Source organism: Nitrospirota bacterium, from assembly GCA_040757595.1.
In the GTDB taxonomy this organism is placed as follows: Bacteria; Nitrospirota; Nitrospiria; order Nitrospirales; family Nitrospiraceae; genus JBFLWP01.
The window spans coordinates 129,408-146,855 of sequence record JBFLWP010000005.1 but is presented as its reverse complement, the minus strand read 5'-3'; the positions used below and the strand labels follow the sequence as shown (position 1 = coordinate 146,855).

Below are 17,448 nucleotides of genomic sequence, written 5' to 3'. Positions count from 1 at the left end.
CGAGCAGAGGACCCATGAAGAACAGCCGTACCAAGGGCGAGGTGGAAGCCGCGATCCGCAACGCGGTGATCAAGTTCGAGCAGGACTTCATGGGGCGCGGACCCGAGGACGTTCGGGCTTTCATCGTCCGCGACATCGTCCTCGTTCGGTTGCGCGGGGTTCTCACCCCAGCCGAGCGACAGTTGGCCAAGACCGCGGACGGGATCGAGATGGTGAAGCGGCTGAGACAAAATCTGATCGCGCAGGGCAGAGAGCGACTGTGCGAGGAGATGGCGGAGATGACCGGCACGAAAGTCACCGCCCTGTACACGGACGTCGATGCCCAGATCGGCGAGCGCGTCATCGTCTTCACGCTGGAGGAAGACCTGGAGGCCCGGTTCAAGTAAACGCTCGTCCCCGTCCTCGTAGTAATTCAAGCGGCAGTAAAACCGGGGTTGGCATAATCTGCGCTTCCGTCCTTGATTTAACCGTGATATAAGAAGAAAGTTACTTGGATGCGTCTCGCTTTCGGGAAACGGCATATAGCCGGCATGTCATTCGGAACAGACCGGCCAAGCAAGAGTAATTTACTGGTGGTGTGTAGCGGGCATATAGATTGAAAATGCCCGCCAAGCAAGCTCGGGGGAGAGGTGGCCGAGTGGCCGAAGGCAACGGTTTGCTAAACCGTCACAGGGCCTAAAAGCTCTGTCGCGGGTTCAAATCCCGCCCTCTCCGCCATCCATCAACTGCGCAGAGCCTGGCAGCCGGTAGCTGTCGGATAGGAAACAGCCACACAAGAGGGCGGGATTTGAACAGGGGGGCGCGGGGGAGAGGCTCCCCCGCGTGGGGAGCTTACGAGGGGGCTGGCCCCCTCAGTAGGAGCGCGAGCTGAAACTGTGAGCGCGACTTCAAATGCCCGCCCTCTCCGCCAAAAAGTCCGTGATGCGTGATGGGTGACGCGTAACGAGGTTTAGTATCCAGTCAGAGGGCGGGATTAGTGCTGCGAAAATCCCTCCTTTCTTCGCTTGCCCTGTGCCATCTGGTCATAGCGACCGCCTGCAACGTCCGGGAGCAGACGGCCCGCATCACCGCCCAAGACCATCGTTTCGTCCCAGCCGAGATTCGCCTCAGCGCCGCCTCCCCGTTCCGCCTGACGTTGACGAACGAAGGCCGCGAGCCGCACGAGTTCGCCAGTCCGCTCCTCACCGACCCCCAGGTCCGCATCCTGGCCGACGACAGCGGCACCGCCCGCGCGACGGGCCGCATCCTGGTGCGGCCGGGCCGATCGGCCGACGTCGCCGTCCTGGCACCGGCCGGCACCTACCTGTTCCGGTGCAAGGTCCGCGGCCACGGCGGCATGACCGGCACGCTGATCGTGGAATCCTCAAAAACCTGAGGCGGAGCGAGAGGGAGGTGGCGCGCCCGGAGGGACTTGAACCCCCAACCCTCAGATCCGTAGTCTGATGCTCTATCCATTGAGCTACGGGCGCGCGCGGCTGAAGGCTCGCCCGTTATACAGGGCGGGAAGCTGGCCCGTCAAGGACGGGCCACGGAAGGACGAGGCGCGTAGCGGAAGAACTTGTCCTCACAATCATGCACGTGATAGCCTGTTGCGACGACGGCGGTCCAGACCGTCATCTGACATTCGCGAAAATGAATTTCCCCCTCCCTCACTCTCACGAGATCGGTCACGCCAAACGTCGTACAGCCCGCCAGCGAAGCTGCCAACGCCAGCAGATCGAGGAAGATCATGCCGCGATGCCTCATGGTCCGATCCCTCACCTGAGCTTCACGGTCTTGTCCTGACAGTCCTCTGTCCAGGCAATCGGCCCGAGCAAGACGGTATTGAGGATGGTGACCTTACACTCTTCATAGGCGAGCTCGCCGTCCTTTTCGTGCAGATGCGAGATCGTCGGAAAGCTGGAACATCCGGAGAGGACGGTGACACAACCGACCACGGTTAAAAGACATCTCGCTCCGCGACTCATGGTTTTCTCTCCCCGATCATCCTTCAGCATCCTCTCAATAGGGCATCTCGTCGTCGTCCAGCCCGAAATGGTGCCCGATCTCGTGCACGACCGTGTCCCGGACTTCCTGCACCACTTCGGCTGGCGTGCGGCAGATCCTCAAGATCGGCCCCCGGTAGATCGAGATGCGGGCCGGCAGTTGTCCCCCCGGCGAGAAAAAGGATTCCTCGTCCACCGCAGTGCCCGTGTAGAGGCCCAAGAGATCGTCTTCGGATTCGAGCCCCAGATCGTCGAGCACGTCACGCGGCGGCTCCTCCTCCACCATCACGGCCACGTTCTTGAGCAGCCGCGCATACTCCTCCGGCAGCCCGTCTACAGCCTGTTGCACGAGCTTCGAAAACTCCTCTGCGCTGAGCACCAATGTCCGGCGCCGTCGCGTCATGGGACTCGATCATTGAGGCTTGGCGTCCAAAAAGGAATCTTTCTGCTTGAAGGGGCCGCCCGGAACGTCGTGTTTGCGGAGCGGCGGCGAGCTCCAGATGACCTTGTGGCCGGGCGCGAGATTGGCCGCTTCGATGTAATGTTTGCGGGCCGCCTTCGCGTCGCCCAACATTTCGAGCGTGAGCGCCAAGTCGTAGTGGGCTTCCGCCAACGTCGGTTGTGCGGCGATGGCCGCCTCATACTGTGTCTTGGCCTGTTCCCACTGGCTTGCCGCGAAGAACCGGTTCCCCTCCTCCACCGATGCGGCGGCCTTCGCCTGCGTCCCGGCGGGAGCCTTGAGCGTCCGCGTCTGGGCCGAAGACATCCCGCCAGACGCGCACCCGCTCGCCAGTAATCCGAGCAACAGCATGACCAGTGTCTTGTGCATAAGCGTCCTCCACCGATTCAGACTTGTACCGCGACCCCGTTCCGCAGAAAGATGAACTGAAAGCCCACGTCCGCGAGCCCGAGGCAGCGAGCCACGGCTGCCCGATAGACCGCCGCCTGGGGACCATAGCGGGCCGCGCGGTCGGCCAGCTCGTCCGGCTCGACCCGGTCGGTTTTATAGTCGGCGATCCAGACCCTTCCGTCAAGACGGTAGACCAGATCCATGACCCCCTCCATCACCTGCCCGCCCTCACCCCACGGGATGCAAAACGGCACCTCGCGGGCCAGGATTTCAGCCCGTTTCAGCTCGGCATAGGGCTCGGACGCGGCAAAGGCCGCCAGCAACGTCTGCAGCTCGCCTTCGAGCCGCGCGAGGTCGTCCGTCCGCCCCGGCTGGCTGCTCCGCCGGACGACAGCCCGCACGAGATGGCTCAGCCGGCCGGGGTCCGCCGCAAAGTCCCATTCCTCCAGCACTCGGTGGGCCAACACCCCGATCAGACGGGCCGCCTCCGCTCCGCCGGGAGCCGATCCTGTCCGTCGGGGTTCCCCCTCTCGCTCCTGCACGAGCCGGGATGGGCTCAGGTGCCGGGGAGTCTCGCGGGCTTCAACCCAGGCTCGGTCCCGCTTCTCCCACAGTCCGGCCACCTCTGTCCACAGGCCAGCCGTGCGGCGGCTCGGTCTCAACCGCTTCCGGCCCCGCGGAATCCGACCAGGCGCCGTCGTCACGGTCTGCGGCAGGGAAGCCGGTCCAACCGTGACCGTCTGCTGACCAGCCTGACCCACCTCGCCGTCAACGGCTTCCCGGAGCAGGGTCAGGAGCGACCCTCGCGTGGGACGCTTCGGGAGGCCGCCGGAGAGGATGAGCCGCTCTTTCGCCCTCGTCATGCCCACGTAGAAGACCCGGCGTCGTTCCGCCTCCTCCCGAGCCCGGAGCTTCTCGCCGACCAGGACGGCGCCCAGGCTGCACCGTTCCCCGACGGCCAATCCGAACAGGCCGGTCGTCCAATCGTGGGAGACCGGAGGCCCGTCCCGTCCCACGTTGCCCCCATGATGGAGCCCGGGAAGGATCACCACGGGGAACTCGAGGCCTTTGGCCTTGTGAATGGTGAGCACGCGCACCGCCTCCAGCGACTCCTCGGCCAGCGCGCTTTCCGCCTCCTCCGGCTGCTCCGACAGCCGGGAGATCATGAGATCAACGAACCCGGTCAGGGTCAGGTGGGGCCGGTCAGCCAGCTCGATCGCCATCTGGCGGACCTTGGCCAGGTTCGCCACGGCCTGCTCTCCATGGAGCGATGCAGCCGCCAGCTCGAGCACCGGGAGCTCCGTGAAGAGGAGATCCAGCGCCTCCGGCAAAGACCGGAGGGGCAGGGTCCGCGACAGGGCCTCCAGCCGGCCATAGAGCCGGCGCACGGCCTCGGCACCTGGACTGTCCCAGCCAGCCAATCGCGCGGCCAGTCGGCAGTCCAGCGCCTCCCTCCGGGAGAGCTCGTAGACCTCCCGATCGGTCAGGCCGCCCAGAGGGGACCGGAGCAGGCCGACCAGCGCCACCGTGTCATGCGGATTCTCCACGACGCGCAGCAGGTTCACCAGGTCAATCACCTCCTGCCGTCGGTAAAAATGTTTCTCCCCGTCGGTCACGTAGGGAATGCCGTGCCGGCGGAGCGCATCGAGATAGTCCTGCGCCTGGGTCAGCTTCCTGAACAGGATCGCCACGTGCCCCGGTTGGAGCGGCGCGGGCCGGCCCTTGGCGCCGAGCAGGGTCTCGCGTCCCAGCAGTTCCTCCTTCAGCCACCGAGCCAGCGCATCGGCCTCGTGCCTGGTCGCCGCCGCGGCGTCGAACTCCTCCTGCTCGTCCGGCTTGGCCTGCAGCAGTCGCAGCTCCACGCCCGGATGAGCCGTCATGTCCCGTCGGTCCGGCCGCACGGCCAGCGGCACGTTTTCCGGCTGGACGTTCTCCCTGTAGCGGAGCAAGCGGTCGAAGACGCCGTTGACCACCGCCAGGACTTTCCCGTGACTGCGGAAGTTGGTGACCAAGCGGTACACGGCTCCGCCCGCCGTCTCGATCTTGTTCACCACCTGCTCGAAGGCCTCGATGTCGGCGCGGCGGAAGGCGTAGATGGACTGCTTCGGATCGCCGACGATGAAGAGCTTGCCCGGAGCCAGGTCCACCTCGCGCCAGGCGGACGCGCAGCGGCCCGGACGCTCCGAGAGGTAGAGGACGATTTCGTACTGCACCGGATCGGTGTCCTGGAATTCGTCCACCAGCACGGCCTGGTACTCCTCCTTCAGCCGCTCCCTGACGGTCGGATGGTCGCGCAACAGGGCTCGGGCCCGGGCGAGCAGGCCGTCGAAGGAGATCCATCCCTCGGCCAGGAACCGCACGCGCACCAGCCGGACGAACGGCAGGAGCAGCGAGAGCAGGTCACCCATCAACCCGTGATTCACGTCCAGAAGCCGGCGGGCGATCCCGATCAATCCGTCCAATTCCGCAAAGTCATCTTCGCTCCACCCGGCCGGGCTGGATCCGAGTTCCTTTTCCAGCCAATCCCTGGCCTCGGCCTCCAGCCTTTCGCCCCACTCCATCCCCTCCTCCAGCACCAGCGAGAACAAGTCCCGTGCGGCAGCCAACATGGACTCGGCCTTGCGCGGCTTGGGACGGTCGTGGGCGGTCAGGAGCGCCGTGGCTCGGGCCAGCTTGTGCGAGACCCAGGCGCGGATCGGCGGCGTGAGCCGCCTGTCGCGGACCTGCTCGGCCAGCTCGTCCAACGGGACCAGTTCGCTGCACAGGGCTTCAGCCAGACCACGAATCTGGTCGAGCCCGACCCATCCGAGCACCCGGCGCCAAATGGCGTGGTCGGAGCCTTGAGTGCCCAGCTCCCGGTCCAGCCACAGGTCCCACTGAGCCGAAAAGTGCTCCTGGAACCGGAGTCCGTCGTCCTCCTGGAAGTTGGGGTCTACCCCACCTTCGATCGGATAGAGGCGCAGCAGGTGGGCGGCGAAACTGTGCAACGTCCCGATCTGGGCCTTCTCCAATTCACGGAGCGCCGCGCCGGCCCGCTCCGCGATCCGGTCGGCAGAAAGGCCGTACCGTTCCTGCAGCTCGGCCACGTTCACGGCGCCCGGGTCTCCCCCTTGCCCCTCGCCCCCGTCTGGCGTCAGGAGCCTCATCAGCCGCTCGCGGAGCCGCACCTTCATCTCGGTGGCTGCCTTGTTCGTAAACGTCAGCGCGACCACCTGGGTGATGGGGGCCGGACGAGGCTCGCGCATCAGCAGATGGACGAGCCGGTTCACGAGCAAGGTGGTCTTGCCGGTCCCGGCGCCAGCCACTACGACGACGTTGCGATCGAATGTCGTCGCGGCGAGATGGCGGGCCTGGGCGTCAGGAATCGTTCTCTCGTGACTCGTCATTCGCCACTCGTCACCCGTCACTGGTCACCGTTCTTCGCCACCTTCTGCTTGCGAAGCTGACGCAAGGCTCTGGCCGGATCGGCTCGGTAGGCCCGCATCCAGGTCGGCCCGTGGAAACGGCGGCAGGCAGCGGAGAAGTCACAGTGATCGCAATAGCCATCTGGAACGATGAAAAACGATCCTTTCTCAATGCCTTCTGCTATATTCTTCAATGATCGCTTGAGCTGATTTCCGGCCGGTCCGTCCCAGGCTCCCGCCTCGAACGAACGACGATCCACCGGCGTTTCTCGCCTGGGTGTCAGGTAAATGAACTCGACGAGCTCCGGCCGGGCCGAGCCGGCGGTTCCGGCTCGATCCTGCCCCGGTACGGTCATGAGCGTATAGAGGGGCGGCTGCAGGCGATAGCCGCGAACGGCCGCCGCCAGCAGGTCCCGGTCTTCCGGCTTCATTTTACGACTCTGCTTATACTTGTAGTCCACGATCCTGAGCCCCGGGGGGACGAGCCGCTGGTCAACCCGGTCGAACCGACCGCGGATCTTGAGCGGTCCGCGAGCCGCGAGCCCTTCAATCCGGCCCTCTCCTTCCACCTCGAACCCCACCGGCCTGAATCCGCTGGAGCGAGCCTCTTCCTGGTCCGCTTGGATCGCGGCCAGGACCAACCCGACGACTGTGTCTTGCGCCAGTTGCCAGAGCAGCGCGTAGCCGGTGCCGTGTTCGGCCGCATAGGCCGTAAACGCCCGCTCCACAGCCGAGGCAGCCAGCGCGCGAGCGGGGTCCGAAGCAAGGGGCTCCTGCGGCCAGCCAGTCGCCGAAAGCCGTTGATAGCAGATTCGCAGCGAGTCGTGGCAGAGCTCCCCCAGCACGCGGGGCGGGAGCTCGCCGCCCGGCTGTTCCCGCGCCGGCTCGAGCCGGAGCACCTGGCTGGCCCAATACTGGAACGGGCAGCGGGCGTACTGCTCCAGCGGAGTCGGCGCCAGCCCCCTGTCCATCACCTGCTCCCAGTACGCATCGAGCCGGCCCACGAGGCCGTCATGAGGTCCGAGCCCGGACGCGTCGCCTTCGAGGGCATCCAAGACTTCTCGCCCCTTCCGGAACAGGAGACCCTCCCTCCCCATCGTCTCCAGCAGCCTGGACGGATCGTCGCCCTTCAGGATCAGCCACTGAGCCAATTCCTCGCGGGTGAGGAGCGCCGGCGACCACTGTGGCAGCGCCGTACGATCGGCCAACCGCCGGGGCAGGCGCAGCTCGGACTCCGCTCCTTCCGCTCGGTGAAGTTGAAACGGATCCAGGTACGGCGAGACGGCAAGCGGGCGGCCCTCCGCGTCGGCTCGCTGGTAGAGCAGGTAGAGCCGGTCGGAGGCCGCTTGCCGAAGAAGGGCGAACAGGAGTTGCTCTTCGTCGTATCCGGCCAGCTTCTGGTCGATTTTGTAGCCCAGGGTCGCGTCCAGCACCAGACGGGACCGGTCACGGAGAAAGGCGTCCTCGCGAATGAAGCGCGGAAAGACCTTTTCGTTCATCCCCAGCAGGAACAGGGCCCGGAACGGCAGGCCCCGCGCCGCCATGGCGTCCAGCACAAACACGCCCTCGTGGTTCTCGGACCCGACCGTGACGGTCGCCTGCTCGATGGTCCGCGCGAGCAGACGCACCCACTCCTCCCACGTGACCGTCCCGCCGATCCGGTCCAGTTGCCGCAGCCGCGCCAAGGCGTCGCGGATCACGGAGCCGAGCGGCGCCAGCCGCTCTTCTTCCTCCTCTCCCACCCCCGACTCCCCGTCGAATCCGGGAACGGTCAGATGCTTGGACGCCAGGGCCATGAAGGCGTCGGTCAAGTCGCCGAACCCGCCTTCCGCGGGCAAGGCTCGGCAGTCCTCGATCATCCGAGAGACGAGCTGCCAGAGCAGACGCAGATGGGGCGCCTCGACCGTGACGGGCCTCCCCTGCTCCTCTTCGGGCTCGTCCTCCGCTCCAGGCCAGACCTCGATCCGCCCGGCCGACGCCAGCCGGCGCCACTCCTCCTCGCCGCGCGTGATGCCCAGCGCCTGGACCGCGAGCCTCCAAAGGTCCGGCCGGACGAAGCCTCGTCTCTTTTCCCGCTCCTCCATTCGATAGAAAGGCGACGTCAAGACATCCATCACGGCCGACCGATAGAACCCGGCGAGCGGCAAGGCCGCCAACTGCAGGAGCACCTTGACCGCCGGCTCCTGGATCGCCGGACACGTCGCGGTGGTCGTAAAAGGAATCCGGTGCTGGTCGAACGACCGTCGGAGAGCCGTCCGGTAGGGCTCCAGGGTCCTGGCCACCAGGCCGATCTGGCCGAACCGGTACCCGTGCGTCTCGACCAGCGTGAGAATCTCCTTGCAGGCGAGCGCCAACTCGTCCTCCGCCCCTACGGCGCTCATGATCCGTACCGGAGGCCAGGCCGTTGCCGTCATGGCGGGCAACCGACGGACCTGTTCGGAGGAGCGAACGAGCGGCTGGACGTGCCGATCGTAGAACCGCCTGGCGAAGACAAAAGCCTCCCCCTCGCACGGGGGGAAGTAGAGCGTCACCGGCGCGGCTTCCGCGACGGTCTGGAACAGCGAGAGCTGGACCTGGGTCAAGTCGTAGAACCCGTAGTAACAGAGGCGCCGGAACCGGGCGAGGAACCGGGATTCCGGCACCCAGGGCGTCACGGCCGCGGCCAGATCGTCAACCGATCCGACCCCCAAGGAGCGGCTCGCCTCCCTCAAAGCCGCGTCGAGCGTGAACAGGGCCCGGAGCTTGGGAGCCTCCTCGGTATCGAACAGGCCTTCCCCCACCCCGCGCATAGCGATGCCCGGATCCACCATCGCGTCCTTGAGGTCCCGCAAGGTCGTCCAGAGGACCGCCCAGGCCCCCGGCCCCAACTCGGCGAGACGGAGCGCCTCCGTCCCGTCCAGACCGCGACGGGCGACGTGGCCCAGCAACTGCTCGAAGAAAAAATCCGGGACGACCTCAAGCCGGGAGACGCCGCGTCCCCCGTCGCGCAGGCTCCGCTCTTCGTACAGGCGGAGGGCCAACTGGTGAAAGGTCAGGAAGTGGACGTTCAGGAGCGGCTGACGACGTTCGAGGACGAGGAGATCGCGGAGGCGAGTCAGGAGCAACGAAGACGGAACGACGACGGCGAGGGATGCGAAGGGGTCGTCGCGCTTAAACTGCCCGATTTCTTCGGCGAGCGCCTGTTCGAGGTCAGGCTGGAAAGGCCCGGTGACGATCCGGAGCATCAGACACCGTGATAAGTGATCGGTGACGCGTGACGGGTAAGAGACAGGAAACTACTCGATCTCTGTCCACACCGGCTCACTCACCCATCACTCATCACCAATCACCCACCGCTAACCCGTCTCCGGCCCCAGGACCTCGCCGTTGCAGTCTACGCAGGCCCAGTCTCCGTCCACGAACGACATGGGCTCCCCGCAGAGGGGACAGTCAGGCGGCGGGCCCTTGTCAACGGCGGGCAGCAGCGGAAGCTCGATATCGAGATCGTCGTCGGGGGACATGGGATCGTCTCTCGTTGCTCGCGAAGCGTCGTTCGCGAAGCATGGCTCTTTTCGGATTCGGACGCTTCACGCTCCACGAGGCCGCCTCACGAGCGGCGTTTCACTTATGTGTCGCGCGGCCGCATCTTGAGTTGCAGCGCCTTCTCGGCGCTCTGGCGGCTGGGCACGCCGATGAAGGTCAGCCGGCCGTCGATGAGCGTCGCCGGGACCGCACGGATCGAATGCCGCTCGGCGAGTTCCTGCCCGTCCGGGGAGCCGATGTCCACTTCACGATAGTTGAAGCTGTATTTCACCCGGAGCTCTTTCCACAGACTCTTGGCCGACGGACAGGCCCCGCAGGTCCGTGAGTAGAGCAAGGTCACGTTCGGCATCGTTCCGCTCCTTCAGGGGGATGATCGGATCATACCATCGCGCCAAAGAGGCAAACAAGATCGGCCAGACCCGGGCCTTGGCCGACTGTTTGACAATACGAATGTAGAAGCCTATACCTAGCCAACCGGCCGCTCCCTCGCCGGCGCCGCCCCTCACCGCCTTACACTGGAGGTCGCGATGAAGAACCTCGGCACGCTCCTGCTCGGCATCTGGCTCATCGCATCGGGGCTCATCAGTTTGATCGGCATCCCGATTCCGTTCAGCACCATCATTCTGCCCGTCCTGGCGATCGCCGCCGGCGTCCTGCTGCTGCTCAAACGCTAAGAGGCTATGGCGCGGCTCCGGTCGCGGGCTCCTGCCCGGCCGCCCCGACCTGGGTCGCCTTGCCCTCGACCGGCTCCGCCTCCCAGACGAAGTCCGGCTTGATCATCGGCTGGTAGCGGGCCGGGATCGGGATGGGGAACGTCAGCACCTCGTACATGCCGGCCACGGTGCGGGCGACGAACATCCCGAGTCCGTCGACCGGGCCGCGGAGCGTGCCGGCCAGCCAGCCCTCGTTCCGTCCCACGACGTAGATCTGCTTGGGAAGCTCCGCCCAGCCGGTCGCGAAGTTGGCGGCCCCCCGCGCGAGCTTGGTCGCGATCCCCAGCGGAACGGACTCCTCTTCCGCCCACGCCTGACCGCTGCCCAGCAGGACAACCCAGAGCACGAGACCGAATCTCCAGACTTTAGCGCTCACCTTCCCCCACAAGCTGATCGCTGGTCGCTGAAAGCCGGGTGCTAGCATAGCCGAACGATCACAAAACCGCCAGCCTTGCAACTCCCGCACCGGTTCCGATAAGGTACGCCGCCGATGCCCCAGCCTCGTATGACCAAGCTCCAGCTCGCCCTTGCAGCCCTCACCGGCCTCCTCTCTCCGCTCTGCTTTCCGGACTTCGATCTCGGCTGGCTGGCCTGGCTCGTCCTGCTTCCGCTCCACCTGGCCCTGCTCGCCTTTCCCGAAACCGGTCCCCGCCGCTCGTTCTGGCTCGGCTGGCTGGCCGGGACGGTCGGCTCGGTCGGCATCATGGCCTGGGTCGTGACGGCCATGCACCTCTACGGCAAGGTGCCGGTGGCGATCAGTTACGCGGTCATGCTGTTGCTGGCCACCTATCTCGGCCTGTACGTGGCGGTCTATGCCTGGGGGCTCGCCTGGTTGCGTCGCTCGCTGCCTCACCTGGCGCTCCTCGGCGCCCCTTTCCTCTGGGTTGCGTTGGAGCTCCTCCGCACGCACCTGCTCTCCGGGCTGCCCTGGGCGCTGCTGGGCTACTCCCAGTATCGGTGGCTTCCCGTGATCCAGATCGCGGACCACACGGGAGTCTACGGGATCTCGTTCCTGCTCGTCCTCGCGAACGTCGCACTGGCCGACGCGGCCGTCTGGCTCGCCGGGCGACTCCGAGGCCAGGCTGCCCATCCCTTCCCCTGGATCGTGCCGGCGGCGGCGGTCGCCGGACTGGCCGTGACGGTCTGGTACGGCCAGGACAGGCTTGCGGGCCAGCCGGCATCATCGGACCGCACCGTCGGCATCGGCCTGGTCCAGGCCAACATTGACCAGGCCCACAAGTGGGACGAGGCCTACCGCCGCGAGACGCTGGACCGCTACGCCCGCCTCACCCGGCAGGCTGCCGCAGGGAGCGACCTGATCGTCTGGCCGGAGGCGGCCACCCCGTTTCTCTTCGAACGGGAGCCCCGGTACAGGGAGGAGGTCGCCTCGCTCGTGCGCGCACAGGGCGCTCCGCTCCTCTTCGGCAGCCCGGCCTTGCGGTACCATCGGGACGGCCGGATCTTTCTTCTGAACAGCGCCTTCCTCCATGCGACGGACGGGACGATCCTCGGCCGCTACGACAAACAGCATCTCGTCCCGTTCGGCGAGTACATTCCCCTGCACTCCTCCGTTTTGTTCTTCCTCGACAAGCTGGTCGAGGGGATCGGAGACTTCGAGGCGGGGACCGTCGCCACGATTCTGGAAGCCCCGGGCCGGGAAGCCCACCAACCGGGTCAGGCCCGCGGCCCGGTCCCGAAGTTCGGGGTCGTAATCTGCTACGAGGTCATCTTTCCCAACCTCGTGCGCGAGTTCGCCGAGCGCGGCGCCGAGTTCATGGTGACGATCACCAACGACGCCTGGTTCGGCCGCTCCGCAGCCCCGTACCAGCATTTCGGCATGGTCGTGCTCCGGGCCGTGGAGAACCGCCGGGCCTTCGCCCGAGCCGCCAACACCGGCGTCTCCGGGTTCATCGACCCGCAGGGACGCATCATCCAGGCGACGCCGATCTTCGAGGAGGCGGCGGTCACCGGCCGAATCCCGCTGGACCAGACCGTGACCTTCTACACCAGGTACGGTGATGCCTTTGCGTACGCCTGTGCTATAATCACCGGACTTTTAGCCGTCGCCGCTTCGCGGCGACGGGGGCAAGGGGCGAGGGGCTAGAGGCGAGTGGAGAAATCATGCTCGACGAATTGCGCGCCAGGTTGAAGACGATCGGAGAACAGGTCAGCGAGCTGCGGGGGCATCTTTGACCTCCCCCGCTTGAATTCGGAGCTCCAGGATCTGGAACGGGAAACCGGGCAGCCCGACTTCTGGAAGAACCCGCAGGCCGCCGCCCGCGTCAGCCGGAAAAAGGCCTCCCTCGAGCGGGAAATCCGCCGCTGGTCCGAGATCGAACGTCAGCACGGGGATCTCCGGGCCATGCTGGAGCTGGCCGAGGAGGGCCAGGATGCGGCGCTGGAAGCCGAGCTGACCGCCGAGCTGGGCCGGTTCGAAACGTCGGTCCACCAGCTTCGCGTCGAGCTGCTTCTCTCCGGCGAGCACGACCCGAGCAACGCGATCCTCGCCATCCATCCAGGCGCCGGCGGCACCGAGTCCCAGGACTGGGCCCAGATGCTCCTGCGGATGTACGTCCGGTGGGCCGAGCGCAAGGGTTTCAAGGTGGAGACCCTGGACCTGCAGCCGGGCGACGAGGCCGGCGTCAAGAGCGCGACCTTGTCCATCACTGGTCCTTACAGCTACGGCTACCTGAAAGCCGAGGCCGGCGTGCACCGTCTGGTCCGGATCTCGCCGTTCGACGCGAACAAGCGGCGCCACACGTCTTTCGCCTCGGTCTTCGTGTATCCCGAGCTCGCGGAGGACGTGGACATCGTCGTTGACGAGAAGGACCTGAGGATCGACACCTTCCGCTCCGGGGGGGCCGGCGGGCAGAACGTGAACAAGGTGGAGACCGCCATCCGCATCACGCACCTGCCGACCGGGATCGTGGTCCAGTGCCAGAACGAGCGGTCGCAGCTTCAGAATCGGAACGGCGCCATGAAGATCCTGAAGGCCCGTCTGTACGAGCTGGAGCAGCAGAAGAAGGAGGCCCAGTTCCAGTCCATCGTGGGCGAGAAGAAGGAGATCGGCTTCGGCAGCCAGATCCGCTCCTACGTGTTCCAGCCCTACCAGATGGTCAAGGACCACCGGACGGATCACGAGGTGGGCGACATCGGTTCGGTCATGGACGGCGAGCTGGACGAGTTCATCGAAGCATATCTCAAAAGACAGATGGGCGCGGGGCGCGGGGCGCGGGGCACGGGAAAAGAAACCACGGGAAAAGCCCTCTAGCCTCGAACCTCGCGCCTCGTACCTGTGCGAAGCGTATGGATGAACTGAACGACCAGCGGCAGCAGCGCATCAAGAAGCTGGAGACGCTCCGCAGCCTCGGCGTCCAGCCCCACGGGACCCGGTTCGAGGTGAAGGACCGGGCCGGAGACCTGCTCCGGCTCCACGGAGAGAAGCCCAAGGAAGCCCTCGATCAGGAGAAGGTCCCTTGCCAATTGGCCGGTCGCATCGTGGCCCTGCGCCGGTTCGGCAAGGCGGCCTTCGCGGTCCTCCAGGACGGAGCGGACCGGCTCCAGGTCTATCTCAAGAAGGACCTGCTCTCCGAGCGGGGCTTCAGGATCTGCGAGGAGCTGGACTTGGGCGATTGGATCGGCGTGAGCGGTGCGTTGTTCCGGACCAAGACGAACGAGCTCACGGTCGAGGTGCGGGAGCTGACCTTCCTCAGCAAAGCGCTCCGCCCCCTGCCGGAGAAGTGGCACGGGCTGACGGACGTGGAGACCCGCTACCGCCAGCGGTACGTGGACCTGATCGCCAACCCGTCGGTGCAGGAGATCTTCTCCGCCAGGAGCCGGATCATCGCCGGCATCCGCTCCTTCCTCGTCGAGAAGGGGTTTCTGGAGGTGGAGACCCCGATGATGCAGCCGATCCCGGGCGGCGCGACGGCCCGGCCTTTCGTCACCCATCACAACGCGCTCGACGTGGACCTGTACCTCCGGATCGCGCCGGAGCTGTACCTCAAGCGGCTCATCGTGGGCGGCTTTCCCCGCGTGTTCGAGATCAACCGCAACTTCCGGAACGAGGGCATCTCCACCATCCACAACCCCGAGTTCACGATGCTGGAGTTCTACGTCGCCTATGCGGACTACACCGATCTCATGGCGCTGACCGAGGAGCTCGTCTCGCGGCTGGCGCGCGAGGTGATCGGCAGCACAACGGTCGAGTATCAGGGCCGGGAGATCAACCTGGCTTCTCCCTGGCGGCGCTGGTCCTATCGCCAGGCGATCCTGGAGGTCAACAAGCTGGACGAGTCGGTGCTGCGCGACCGCCAGGCCGCGCTGGCCGTGGCCAAGAAGCTCGGCGTGGAGGTGGACGGAACGGCCGAGCTGGCGGCGATCCTGAACGAGATCTTCGAGGAGACCGTCGAGCCGCAATTGATCCAGCCGACGTTCATCACCGACTATCCGATCGAGCTCTCGCCGCTCGCCCGACGGAAGGACTCGGACCCGTCCCTCACGGACCGGTTCGAGCTGTACATCTCCGGACGGGAGATCGCCAACGCCTTCTCCGAGTTGAACGATCCGCTCGACCAGCGTCGCCGGTTCGAGACCCAGGCGGCGCAGCGCGCCGCCGGCGACGAGGAGGCCCACCACCTGGACGAGGACTTCCTGCGCGCGCTCGAATACGGCATGCCGCCGACCGCGGGCGAAGGGATCGGCATTGACCGGCTCGTCATGCTGTTCACGAACCAGGCGTCCATCCGCGACGTGATCCTGTTCCCCCACCTGCGTCCGGAGAGGTGACGGTGCCGCTGCCCTACGAGATCTTCGTCGGCCTCCGTTACTTGCGGGCCAAGCGCCGCCATCGCACGATCTCGCTCAACACCGTCGTCTCCGTGGCCGGCATCACGCTCGGGGTCGCCGCGCTGATCGGCACGCTCGGCATCATGACCGGCTTCAAGGAGGACCTGCAGGCCAAGATCCTGGGCACGACTTCCCACATCGTGATCCACGACCGGACGCGCGAGGGCATCCCCGACTACGACCAGCTCGTGACGCGCGTGGAGCAGGTCCCGCGCGTCATGGCCGCCACCCCGTTCGTTTTCCGGCAGGTGCTCCTCACCTCCCAGTCCGCCGTGCAGGGGATCGTGCTGCGGGGCATCGATCCGGAGCGGGAGGCGCGGGTCACCGAACTGGCGAAGAACATCCGGAGCGGCCGGCTGGCCGATCTGGCCCCGCAGGCCGGCGGAGAGCCGGGAACGCAGCCCGAACCGGCGCATCCCGGCATCGTGCTCGGCAAGGAGCTCTCGCTCCGGCTGGGTGCCTTCGTCGGCGACCAGCTCAACGTCGTCTCCCCGGTCGGGCCGTCTAGCGCGATCGGCACCCTGGCCATGACGCCCAAGATCCGCACGTTCAAGGTCGTGGCGGTGTTCGAATCCGGGATGTACGAGTACGACTCGTCCCTGGCCTACATCTCGATCCCGGAAGCCCAGAAGTTTTTCAACATGGGCAATACCGTGACGGGGATCGAAGTGAAGGTCGGCGACATCTTCCAGGCGGCCCAGATCGCCAAGGACATCGAGGCGACCCTCGGCTTCCCCTACTGGGCGCGGGACTGGATGCAGTTGAACCGGAACCTCTTCTCGGCCCTCAAGCTGGAGAAGACCATGATGTTCCTCCTGCTGGTCCTCATCACGGTCGTGGCCTCCTTCAACATCGTCAGCACGCTGACCATGATCGTGACCGAGAAGCAGCGCGAGATCGCGATCCTTAAGGCCATGGGTGCCACCAGGCGGGCCATCATGCGCATCTTCATGCTGAACGGGCTCGTGATCGGGCTCACCGGCACCGTCATCGGCATCCCGCTCGGCTACACCTTCCTCTGGCTGATCCAGAACTACTGGACCTTCGATCCGACGGTCTATTACATCTCCCGCATTCCGGTCCACGTGACGGCCCTCGACGTCTTCCTGGTCTCGTTCTCGGCCGTCCTGATCAGCTTCGCCGCCACCCTCTACCCGTCCTGGCAGGCGGCCAAGCTGGATCCGGCCGCCGCCCTCCGTTACGAGTGACCGGACCCGTGAACGGTGAAGGACAAACAGTGAATCGCAACGCAACGAACGTAAGACGATCTGCCATTTTTCACGTCTCGCGTCTCACGTTTTACGTTTCCCCTTTCACGCCATGACCGATAAGCCCATGGTCCAGGTCGTGGACCTGCGCAAGTCCTTTCCGATGGGGGGGCAAGAAGTCACGGCCCTGCGCGGCGTCCGCTTCGACATCGCGCGCGGCGAAATGCTGGCGATCGTCGGGGCCTCCGGAGCCGGCAAGAGCACCCTGCTTCAGATCATCGGGACCCTGGACCGCCCGACCAGCGGCACCGTCCTGTTCGAGGGGCAGAACCTGTTCCGCCTGTCGGATGACGAGCAGGCTGCGTTCCGCAATCGCCGGGTCGGCTTCGTCTTCCAGTTCCACCACCTGCTGCCGGAATTCACCGCGCTGGAGAATGCGGTCCTGCCCGCCTTCATCCAGAACCAGTCCCGGGCGCAGGCGCTGGCCGACGCCACGGCGCTGCTCAAGGACGTCGGTCTGGAGCATCGTCTGCACCACAAGCCCGGGGAGCTGTCCGGCGGGGAACAGCAGCGGGTGGCGGTGGCCCGCGCGCTGATGCAGCGGCCGGATCTCGTGCTGGCCGACGAGCCGACCGGGAACCTGGACACCCACACGGGCGAGGCGCTCTTCGGGCTCCTGCACAAGCTGAACCGCGAGCGCGGCATCACCTTCGTCATCGTCACCCACAACGACAAGCTCTCCGCCCAAGCCGACCGCATCCTCCACATGGAGGACGGCCAAATCGCCGGCCGGTAGCGCCTTCCGCCAATTCGTTTCCGCTTGCGGGCATTAGGACGCTTCCGCCGACTTGACCGCCGGGCCTTCTTCCGCACCTTCGCAGGACAAGACTCTCCTCAAATCCGTCGTCATGCCGACCG

At 65.9% G+C, this 17,448-nt stretch carries 17 protein-coding genes and 2 tRNA genes; 9 read left to right on the top strand and 10 right to left on the bottom strand.

Going from position 1 to position 17,448, the window contains the following annotated elements:
* Positions 1 to 14: 14 nt before the first annotated feature.
* The 3 genes from AB1411_07045 to AB1411_07035 all read left to right on the top strand — a co-directional run bounded on the left by AB1411_07045 (position 15) and on the right by AB1411_07035 (position 1,375).
* Entirely contained in the window at positions 15 to 386 is a 372-nt protein-coding gene (locus tag AB1411_07045) for a DUF2294 domain-containing protein (GenBank protein MEW6543352.1), read from the top strand.
* 237 nt (positions 387 to 623) lie between these two features.
* Positions 624 to 717: transfer RNA gene (locus AB1411_07040), tRNA-Ser, on the top strand.
* Positions 718 to 976: 259 nt separating this feature from the next.
* Positions 977 to 1,375 (top strand): cupredoxin domain-containing protein, encoded by a 399-nt coding sequence (locus AB1411_07035; GenBank protein ID MEW6543351.1) that lies wholly within the window; start codon positions 977 to 979, stop codon positions 1,373 to 1,375.
* Between the two features lie 18 nt (positions 1,376 to 1,393).
* Here the strand turns inward: AB1411_07035 and AB1411_07030 are convergent.
* The 9 genes from AB1411_07030 to AB1411_06990 form a co-directional block, all read right to left on the bottom strand.
* Positions 1,394 to 1,469: transfer RNA gene (locus tag AB1411_07030), tRNA-Arg, on the bottom strand.
* A 46-nt stretch (positions 1,470 to 1,515) separates the two neighbouring features.
* Complete coding sequence (locus tag AB1411_07025; protein ID MEW6543350.1) at positions 1,516 to 1,731, bottom strand: hypothetical protein; 216 nt, start codon at positions 1,729 to 1,731, stop codon at positions 1,516 to 1,518.
* A gap of 26 nt (positions 1,732 to 1,757) precedes the next feature.
* On the bottom strand, positions 1,758 to 1,997 hold the full coding sequence (locus AB1411_07020) for a hypothetical protein (protein ID MEW6543349.1): 240 nt from the start codon (positions 1,995 to 1,997) through the stop codon (positions 1,758 to 1,760).
* A 4-nt stretch (positions 1,998 to 2,001) separates the two neighbouring features.
* Positions 2,002 to 2,388 (bottom strand): metallopeptidase family protein, encoded by a 387-nt coding sequence (locus tag AB1411_07015; GenBank protein MEW6543348.1) that lies wholly within the window; start codon positions 2,386 to 2,388, stop codon positions 2,002 to 2,004.
* Between the two features lie 9 nt (positions 2,389 to 2,397).
* Positions 2,398 to 2,814 (bottom strand): tetratricopeptide repeat protein, encoded by a 417-nt coding sequence (locus AB1411_07010; GenBank protein ID MEW6543347.1) that lies wholly within the window; start codon positions 2,812 to 2,814, stop codon positions 2,398 to 2,400.
* Between the two features lie 17 nt (positions 2,815 to 2,831).
* Complete coding sequence (locus tag AB1411_07005; GenBank protein ID MEW6543346.1) at positions 2,832 to 6,221, bottom strand: UvrD-helicase domain-containing protein; 3,390 nt, start codon at positions 6,219 to 6,221, stop codon at positions 2,832 to 2,834.
* Between the two features lie 17 nt (positions 6,222 to 6,238).
* Positions 6,239 to 9,463, bottom strand: a complete 3,225-nt coding sequence (locus AB1411_07000; protein MEW6543345.1) for a PD-(D/E)XK nuclease family protein — start codon at positions 9,461 to 9,463, stop codon at positions 6,239 to 6,241.
* A gap of 111 nt (positions 9,464 to 9,574) precedes the next feature.
* Complete coding sequence (locus tag AB1411_06995) at positions 9,575 to 9,739, bottom strand: hypothetical protein (GenBank protein ID MEW6543344.1); 165 nt, start codon at positions 9,737 to 9,739, stop codon at positions 9,575 to 9,577.
* Between the two features lie 104 nt (positions 9,740 to 9,843).
* Positions 9,844 to 10,110 carry a thioredoxin family protein gene (locus AB1411_06990; GenBank protein MEW6543343.1) on the bottom strand — a complete coding sequence of 89 codons (267 nt, stop codon included), beginning with the start codon at positions 10,108 to 10,110 and terminating at the stop codon, positions 9,844 to 9,846.
* A 178-nt stretch (positions 10,111 to 10,288) separates the two neighbouring features.
* On the opposite strand from AB1411_06990, the gene AB1411_06985 reads away from it, so the two are divergent.
* Positions 10,289 to 10,435, top strand: coding sequence for a hypothetical protein (locus AB1411_06985; protein ID MEW6543342.1), 147 nt, complete (start codon positions 10,289 to 10,291; stop codon positions 10,433 to 10,435).
* A gap of 4 nt (positions 10,436 to 10,439) precedes the next feature.
* On the opposite strand, the gene AB1411_06980 is transcribed toward AB1411_06985, so the two are convergent.
* Positions 10,440 to 10,820 carry an exosortase system-associated protein, TIGR04073 family gene (locus tag AB1411_06980; GenBank protein MEW6543341.1) on the bottom strand — a complete coding sequence of 127 codons (381 nt, stop codon included), beginning with the start codon at positions 10,818 to 10,820 and terminating at the stop codon, positions 10,440 to 10,442.
* A 144-nt stretch (positions 10,821 to 10,964) separates the two neighbouring features.
* On the opposite strand from AB1411_06980, the gene lnt reads away from it, so the two are divergent.
* The 5 genes from lnt (at position 10,965) to AB1411_06955 (ending at position 17,326) form a co-directional block, all read left to right on the top strand.
* A complete protein-coding gene (gene lnt, locus AB1411_06975; protein ID MEW6543340.1) occupies positions 10,965 to 12,578 on the top strand; it encodes an apolipoprotein N-acyltransferase in 1,614 nt (537 codons plus the stop codon).
* A gap of 17 nt (positions 12,579 to 12,595) precedes the next feature.
* Positions 12,596 to 13,745, top strand: a protein-coding gene (gene prfB / locus AB1411_06970) for a peptide chain release factor 2 (GenBank protein ID MEW6543339.1) whose coding sequence is annotated in 2 segments (ribosomal slippage) — positions 12,596 to 12,652 and positions 12,654 to 13,745 — 1,149 coding nt in all. Because the reading frame shifts where the segments join, the coding sequence is not laid out codon by codon here.
* A gap of 35 nt (positions 13,746 to 13,780) precedes the next feature.
* The gene (gene lysS, locus AB1411_06965) at positions 13,781 to 15,262 is read left to right on the top strand and encodes a lysine--tRNA ligase (GenBank protein ID MEW6543338.1); all 1,482 of its coding nucleotides are present in this window, start codon (positions 13,781 to 13,783) and stop codon (positions 15,260 to 15,262) included.
* A 2-nt stretch (positions 15,263 to 15,264) separates the two neighbouring features.
* Positions 15,265 to 16,530, top strand: coding sequence for a lipoprotein-releasing ABC transporter permease subunit (locus AB1411_06960; GenBank protein ID MEW6543337.1), 1,266 nt, complete (start codon positions 15,265 to 15,267; stop codon positions 16,528 to 16,530).
* Between the two features lie 112 nt (positions 16,531 to 16,642).
* On the top strand, positions 16,643 to 17,326 hold the full coding sequence (locus tag AB1411_06955; protein ID MEW6543336.1) for an ABC transporter ATP-binding protein: 684 nt from the start codon (positions 16,643 to 16,645) through the stop codon (positions 17,324 to 17,326).
* The last annotated feature ends 122 nt before the right edge of the window (positions 17,327 to 17,448 follow it).